The sequence below is a fragment of the Streptomyces sp. NPDC050743 genome (genome assembly GCF_044456925.1).
GTDB lineage: Bacteria > Actinomycetota > Actinomycetes > Streptomycetales > Streptomycetaceae > Streptomyces.
Map to the genome: position 1 here is coordinate 1 of NZ_JBITGJ010000203.1, position 7,630 is coordinate 7,630.

The window sequence follows — 7,630 nt, forward strand, 5'->3', positions numbered from 1 at the left end:
TCGGCCACCCTCGCGGTCGCCGGCGAGATCCCGCTCAAACGGCTCAGGCACGCGATCGCCCCCTTCCCCACCATCAGCGAGATCTGGCTCTTCCTCCTCGCCGCCTACCAGCACGATCAGGAGACGCCGTAGGCCACCGCCACCTGACACCCCCGCCTCCAGTCCGGGTGATGCACGCCCGTCTCGTCCATCTTCAAAGCGAGCCAGCACCCCCCACCGCCGTGTCTCACGAGACACGGCGAAGTCTGGAGAACGACGGCTGGCGATGTCAGATTCACACAGCGACCCGACGGGTGTGGAGCCGGCACGGCACTGAATTGTCCCGCCCGTTCTCTGACGTCGCAGACGCTGCCGTCGGCCTGCCGGACGCCGTCCTCGACGGTGAGCTCGTCGCGGTCTTCATCGACGGCTCTGGCGTGGCCTTCGAGCGGTTGCAGAGCCGGGCCGGCCGCCGTGGCCCCCGCCGTGGCGCCGACTTCACCGTCCAGGTTGCAACTCTTCGACGTCCTCGCCGTCGGCGACACCGACTGGCGGCCCCGCCCCTATGCCCAGCGGCGCACCGAGTTGCTGCGCCTACTCAAGGGCGGCCCGGCCACCCTGCGCGCGGTGCCAGCCACCGAGGACGTCCGGCAGGCCCTGAAGTGGGTGGAGCGCTCAGGGGCGTGGAAGGCCTTGTGGGTAAGCGCACGGATGCACCGTACGCTGCCAGCCTTGCCTCGGGCTGGGTGACGTGGCGCCAGCGGCACACCACCGAGGCCGTGGTCATCGGGGTGACCGGGAGGACGCCGGCGGCGCAGGCCCTCGTGCTGGGCCGACCGAAGGGCGGCCGGATGCGGGCCATCGGTGTGAGTCTTCCCCTCGCTCAGGAGGTGCGCCTTGCCGTGGCGCCGCTGCTGCATGCGGCCGGGGAGGGAATGCGTGAGCTCCCGGGCGCAGTCAGCGGACTGCCTGGCGCCGATCCTGTGCGCTTGCTGCCGGTCATTCCTGAGGTGGCGGTGGAGATCGAGGTTGATCAGGCGAGGCTGGAGTTCGGTCGTTACCGGCACCGGCCGCGTGTCCGACGGGGCGCGGCGACCTGAGGTCCGAGATGCTCGACGAGGGGCACTGATCGCAAAGTGGCCGTATCCCTGTGGTCGGGTAGCCGGGTCACGGCAATGTGATCCGGCTACCCGACCACAATCCTGAGACTGAGCGTTTCAGCTGGCCCATGAGCCCTGTTGTTGGCCCGTCCGAGCACTGTTGCTGGCCCGCGGCCCTGCGGTTAGGCGGGCCTTGCGGATGATTGCGAAGCCGCAGGTCAACGACTTCTCCCGGAACGCCCCTCCCTGACTTTGGAACGTACGGGGCATCGTGGCAGGCCAATGCGGTTGCTTTCGGTATGCGACACCGGCCGGCCCGCTTCGAAGACCTCAGTCCGGGAGTCCGGGCGGCATCAGCGGGGGCACGCGATGGGCTGCTCGGACCAGATCGTCTTGTGATTCTGGCCATGGCGGCAGCCCCAGCGCTCGGCGAATTGGGCGACGAGAAACAGGCCGCGCCCTCCCTCATCGGTGGTGCAGGCACGGCGCAGGCGGGGCTGGGCGCTGTTGGAGTCGGTGACCTCGCAGACAAGGACGTTGTGGCGGATCAGCCGCAGCTCCGCCGGTGGGTGACCGTAGCGGATCGCGTTGGTGACCAGCTCGCTGACGATGAGTTCGGTGGTGAAGAGTAGGTCGTCCAGCCCCCACAGGGTGAGTTGCCGGGTGGCCCATTCCCGGCCTGGGAGACGGCTGCCGGATCGGCCGGGATCTGCCAGTGAGCGGTGCCCTCGGCTGGTACGGCGCGGGTGCGTGCCAGCAGCAGGGTCGCCTCGTCGCGCGGTCCTTCGGCCACCAGTCCGGCGAGGAGCACCTTGCCGGTCTCCTCCAGAGCCCGGTCCGGCCAGCAGGACGCAGCGAGCGCATGGGTCAGCCGTTGGAGTCCGTCGTCGATGTCGTCGTCCGCCCCTCGATCGACCAGGCCATCGGTGTAGAGCGCAAGGACGCTGCCTGGCTCGAGGTCGATCGTGGTGGTCTCGTACGGCATGCCGCTGACGGCGAGTGGTGGCCCCGGGACAACGTCGACTGCTTCGGCGGTCCCGTCGGGCCGGACCAGGACGGGTGGCGGGTGTCCGGCACTGGCCATGGTGCAGCGTCGGGTGACCGGGTCGTAGGCCGCGTACAAACATGTGGCGCCGACGACGTCGTGGTCGTCGGGTGGGGCTTCGGCCACGAGGCGCTGGACCAGGTCCGCGATTCGGGTGAGCAGCTCGTCCGGTTCGAGTTCGAGGTCGGCGAGGGTCTGGATGGCGGTGCGCAGACGGCCCATGGTGGCGGTTGCGGGCATGCCGTGGCCGATCACGTCCCCGGTGACAAGGGCCAGCCGGAGGGAAGGCAGCGCGATGGCGTCGTACCAGTCGCCGCGGACTTCCGCTCCGCCGCCTGCGGGCAGGTAGACGCCAGCGGTCTCGGCTGCCGGAGTGTCGGTAGTGGCCGGAGGAAGAAGGCGCTGCTGCAGCGCCACTGCCGCCCGGTGCTCGCGCGTGTGTCGGCGGGCGTTGTCGATGGCGAGCGCGCCTCTGGAGGCGAGGAGTGCCATGAGCTCTGCTTCGTCCACGGTGAACGGGTCGGATCGTCCGCAGCGCCAAAGCGATATGGCGCCGAGCACGACACCGTGGGCGCGCAACGGTGCCACCATCACCGAATGACCGCCCTTCGGGACGAGATACTCGACCAGCTGCGGGTCGCCGACCATGGCGGTGAACTTGTCAAGGCCGAAGACGACTGTCTCGCCCTGTCGAATGCTGCGCAGGAGAGGGTGGTCGGGAAGGGGTGGGACGAGATCGCCCTGCTTGATGCCAGCGGGCCACGCCGTGGCGCTGGGCGCCAGGGCCACGTTGCGCATGTCGCCACCGCCCGGCTGCTGCGCGGGTTCCTCCCCGCCGATCACAGAGTGCGCGAGGTCGACCGCGGCGAGGTCCCCGAAGCCGGGTGCGAGGAGGTCCGCCAGGTCCCGCGCGCTCCGCACGACATCCAGGCATCCCCCTACGCGCTCAGCCACCTCGCGGGAGAGGTGCAGATGACGGCGAGCGCCCAGCTGGTCGAGGGTCTCGATGTACAGGGCCGCGACCCCCGTGGGGCGTCCTCGCGCGTCCTCCAGACGGAAGGCGCACAGGGACAGTGCCCGCCGCCGCGCTGGATCGTGCCGCCAGCTCACGTGCTGGGTCCTGCGGATGACCGGGGCGCCCGTCTCGAGCACCTGGCGCAGTACTGCCTCGAGGTTCTCGGCGTCCTCGGCGCAGAGCACGTCGCACAGCCGGGTACCGGGTTGTACTCGACGGCCGTCGGGAGTGCCTGCTGTGGCGTTCGTCTGCACGGTGGCCAGGTCCGTGACGTGCAGAGCGATCGTGACCCGGTCCTGTGAGGACAGTGCGCGCAGGAGCGCCGCACCCTGCTCGTGGTCGACGACGTGGTGTGCGGGCGCCGCCAGGACAAGGAACTCCGCGGGGCCTTCCACCGCAGAGGTCCGGAAGGTGACCTCGACGGTTTCGCCGGACCGATGTCACAGCCGTACCCGGCCGGACGCCGGCATCTTCGTCGCGTTGTGCGGTTCGGCGGGGAGGTCGGCCACCAGTTCCTGTACGGGGCGACCGCAGACCTCTTCGGCGGTGAACCCCGTCAGCTCCTTTGCCGCGCTGGTCCACCGGAGCACCGTGCCCCGGTCGTCCAGCATGGCGGCTGCCACGCACTCGAACGCCTGCGGCTCGCTGCAAGCGTTTACATCCATTTTTCGTTCCTTCTTCTCTGGCTCAGGCGAACGCGGCCGCGGGGGGTAGGGCTTGCTCGGCCCAGACGACCTTGCCGTCCGTCACCGAGCGGGAGCCCCATCTGCGGGACAGCTGGGCGACGAGGAAGAGACCGCGGCCGTTCTCGTCGAGGGTGCGCGGATGCCGCGGGCGTGGGTGGCTGGTGTTGGTGTCGGAGACTTCGCAGGTCAGCACCTGATGCTGGATGAGCCGTAGATGGATCGGGCCGTCGCCGTAGCGGATGGCGTTGGTGACCAGCTCACTGACGATCAGCTCCACCGTGGTCACGAGATGCTCCAGCCCCCAGTCGCCGAGCCGGCGAGCGGCCAGACGGCGGGCGGCCGGGACGGCGGCAGGCTCGTTCGGCAGGTCCCAGGAGGCGACCTGGGCCGGTTCGAACACGCGCGTGCGTGCGAGGAGCAAGGTGACATCGTCGGGCTGCGCCTGGGCCGGCAGAGCCTCGATCACTTGGGAGCACAGGTCCTCCAGGGACGAACCCGGCTGTGCGAGGGCGGCCCCCAGACGGCTCGTGCCGACGTCGAGATTGCCGTCACGGGACTCGACCAGTCCGTCGGAGTAGAACGCGAGCAGACTCCCCTCGGGCAGTTCCAGTTCCACGGACTCGAAGGGCACCAGGCCGAGACCGAGGCCGAGTGGGGCTCCGGCGGGCAGGTCGGCGATGGTGACCCGGCCCTGCGCGTCGATGATCAGGGGCGGGGGATGTCCTGCCCGCGCCATCGTGCACCGCCGCGTGACCGGGTCGTAGACGGCGTACAGACAGGTGGCACCCACCACCGTAGGGACGTGGTCGAAGACGTCGGCGTCTTCGTCGTTCAACCGGTGCACCGTGTCGTCGAGTCGTGCCAGCAGTTCGTCGGGGGGCAGATCGAGGTCCGCGAGCGTGCCTACCGCGGTGCGGAGCCTGCCCATGGTCGCCGCGGCGTTGATGCCGTGTCCCACCACATCGCCGACGACGAGGGCCACCCGGGCGCCGGACAACTCGATCACGTCGAACCAGTCACCCCCGACGCCGTGGTCCATGTCGGCCGGCACGTAGCGCGAGGCAACCTCGACGGCGGCACCGCCCCGCACACGGTGGGGAAGCAGGTCGCGTTGCAGGGTGAGGGCCGCGGTGCGCTCGCGCGCATATTGCAGGGCGTTGTCCAGGCAGAGCGCGGCCCGGGTGACGAGCTCCTCGGCGAGGAGCAGGTCGTCCTCCTGGAACGGCGTCTGTTCCTCGGAGCGGCCGAACAGCGCCAGCCCCAGCACGCAGCGCCGTGCACGGATGGGCACGACCATCAAGGAGTGGACGCCGCTGTCCCGTACCTTCTGCGCCCGCACCGGGTCGTGGTCGACCCACGGGCCGGCCTGGGTGTCGAGCACCGGCTCCAGGTGAGACCTGCCCGTGCGCAGGGCGACGGCGAACGATGAGCTCGGGTGGGCGTGGATCACCTCTTCCCGCACCCACGGCAACTCCAGGAGTCCCATGTCGATGGAGGCCACCCCGGCACGGCGCAGCAGCGGTGGGCGGCCGCTCGTCGTGCCGATCCGTGCCGAGGGCTCCACGCCAAAGGGAACCGACTCCACCATGTCGACGAGGGCGTGGTCGGCCAGCAGCGGCACGGCCAGTTCCGCCAGTTCCTGCCCGGTCTGCATGACGTCGAGGGTGCTGCCGATGCGCGTACTCGCCTCGCTGAGGATGGCCAGGCGTTCGCGCGCCCGCCGGTTCCCGGTGACATCCACGGTCATGGAGCACACCCCCATTGCCGTGCCGTCCGCGTCCTGGAGGCAGAAGAACGAGACCGAGAACGCATGCTCACGGCGCCCGTCCGACAGCGGCCACGCCCGGTACTCGTGGACCATGGTGGTACCGCTCTGCAGCACCTGCCGCATCACCACCTCGAGCGCTTCGGCCTCCACGGCGGGCAGCGATTCCCTCAGACGCCGTCCGAACCGCCGGTCACGGGGAATGCCGTCGTGGCGCTCCATCGCGTCGTTCACCCAGGTACAGCGCAACTGCGGGTCATACACCACGATGCCGATCGGTGCATGGGCAAGGAGCGACTCCCGCACCGGTCCGTTGGCAGGCTCCGAGGACAGGGCGCCTATGTCGGTCACGGACACCAGCCACCGGGTGCCGGCGTCCTGTCCCCACAACAGCGACACCCGCAGCGACATCTTGAGCGTGTGGCCGTCGCGGTGGCGGACCGCGGCGGTGCCGGACCAGCCACTTTGGGCACGGCACTGCTCGGCGAACAGCGAAGCCCTTCGGGCCTCCTCGCAGGGCGGCAGCACGTGCACGGCGGATCGGCCCACCACTTCCGCAGCCGAGTACCCGACAAGTCGCTCAGCGGCCTGCGTCCACGCCGCCACCGTCCCGTCCGCATCGATCACCGCTATCGCCGCGTCCGGTATCTCGCCGGGGCTCACCGGCTTGGCGAGTGGCGTGTGGTCGGTATTCGTCATCGTGGTTGATCCCCTTCAGTTCGGAGGTGAGGGAGTGCCGGCATGTGGGCGCGGCCGCCCCGTCCGTAGCCGTGGTGGACGGTGATGGGCAGCAGGCGGAGAAGTCCCCCGTGCGGTACCGGAAGCCGGAGTTTGCGGTGTAGCGCGCGACCTGGCCGGTGCGCTGACACCTGCCGACCGGTCTTCGCCAGCTTGGGCAACTTTGCCCACTTCTGATGAAATAGTCAGATACGACCGCTTCGTCGTCAAGGCCACCGAAACTGATCGCTCAATCAAATGTGGCCGTGCAGCACGACGAGGGCAGGTGAGGTGGCCTCTAGCGTCGCCGGAATTACTGACCGCTGGGCGGCAAGGGGGCCCATGGCGCTCAGGGTGGACAATCCACACCGCCAATGCGATGATTAATTCATCAGAACTGTTGACCTTGTGTGCGGTGTGTGCCGATGTCAGCCTCACCCAAGAATCGATTCGAACGCCGTCGGGCCGAGACCCGGCAAGCACTCGTCCGCGCCGCGCGACAGCTCCTAGCCGAGTCGGGCGATACGAGCGCCAGCATCCGGACCATCGCGGAGCTCGCCGACGTGGGCTTCGGCTCGTTCTACAACCACTTCACGTCCAAGCCGGACCTGTTCGACGCGGCCGTGGCCGACGCCGTGGAGGAGTTCGCCCGAGCCGTCGACAAACATCTGTACGGCGTCGACGACCCCGCCGAGCGCCTCGCCGCCGGTATGCGGCTCAGCGCACGCATGGCCGGCTCGCACCCGGAGATCATGCGGATTCTCTGCCACAGCGAGCTCGGCCGCATATGCGCCGGCCGCGGACTGGCTCCGCGCGCGAGACACGACGTGGAGCAGGGCATGACTTCTGGCCGCTTCACCGTGGTCGACCCGATGATCACCTTGACCGTGCTGAACGGCAGCCTGCTGGCGCTCCTGCAGCTCTGGTTCCATCAGCCCGAGGCCGACAGGGACCATGCAGCCGGAAAGATGGCCGAGATGCTCCTGCACATGCTTGGCGTCTCCGCGGACGAGGCCCGTGACCTCGCCCGGCGGCCCCTTCCTGCTGCGGCGTGAAGATGATGTGCTGTCTGCCGACGAGGCGGCTTCACCGGGTTCCTCCGAGGATGCCCCGGCCTTCGGGCCGGGGAGGAATCGGACTCCTGCGGGGCAGGGCAGGGATGGCCGGATCGCCGTCAGGGCGATCCGGCGTCCACCCCGCACGGCGGTGACGTCGCCCACCATGATCGAGAACTCTCAACTGTCAGTGCTCTCGGGTAGGTTCGGATGCATGACGACAGAGGCGACCACGAAGGACGCCGGGCATGCCCGGTACACCTTCCGT

At 69.3% G+C, this 7,630-nt stretch carries 6 protein-coding genes; 2 read left to right on the forward strand and 4 right to left on the reverse strand.

The window, feature by feature from the left end; translation table 11 throughout:
* Positions 1-662: 662 nt before the first annotated feature.
* A complete protein-coding gene (locus ACIBJF_RS50885) occupies positions 663-1,079 on the forward strand; it encodes a hypothetical protein (RefSeq protein WP_399184702.1) in 417 nt (138 codons plus the stop codon).
* A gap of 353 nt (positions 1,080-1,432) precedes the next feature.
* Here ACIBJF_RS50885 and ACIBJF_RS50890 read toward each other — a convergent pair whose 3' ends face one another.
* The 4 genes from ACIBJF_RS50890 to ACIBJF_RS50905 are packed head-to-tail and all read right to left on the reverse strand — an operon-like array spanning position 1,433 to position 6,289.
* Complete coding sequence (locus tag ACIBJF_RS50890; protein ID WP_399184707.1) at positions 1,433-1,729, reverse strand: ATP-binding protein; 297 nt, start codon at positions 1,727-1,729, stop codon at positions 1,433-1,435.
* Complete coding sequence (locus tag ACIBJF_RS50895; protein ID WP_399184703.1) at positions 1,627-3,534, reverse strand: SpoIIE family protein phosphatase; 1,908 nt, start codon at positions 3,532-3,534, stop codon at positions 1,627-1,629. The genes ACIBJF_RS50890 and ACIBJF_RS50895 overlap by 103 nt, the downstream gene beginning before the upstream one ends.
* 45 nt (positions 3,535-3,579) lie before the next feature.
* Complete coding sequence (locus ACIBJF_RS50900; RefSeq protein ID WP_399184704.1) at positions 3,580-3,804, reverse strand: PAS domain S-box protein; 225 nt, start codon at positions 3,802-3,804, stop codon at positions 3,580-3,582.
* Between the two features lie 22 nt (positions 3,805-3,826).
* Positions 3,827-6,289, reverse strand: a complete 2,463-nt coding sequence (locus ACIBJF_RS50905) for a SpoIIE family protein phosphatase (RefSeq protein WP_399184705.1) — start codon at positions 6,287-6,289, stop codon at positions 3,827-3,829.
* Positions 6,290-6,726: 437 nt separating this feature from the next.
* On the opposite strand from ACIBJF_RS50905, the gene ACIBJF_RS50910 reads away from it, so the two are divergent.
* A complete protein-coding gene (locus ACIBJF_RS50910; protein ID WP_399184706.1) occupies positions 6,727-7,362 on the forward strand; it encodes a TetR/AcrR family transcriptional regulator in 636 nt (211 codons plus the stop codon).
* Positions 7,363-7,630 lie beyond the last annotated feature (268 nt).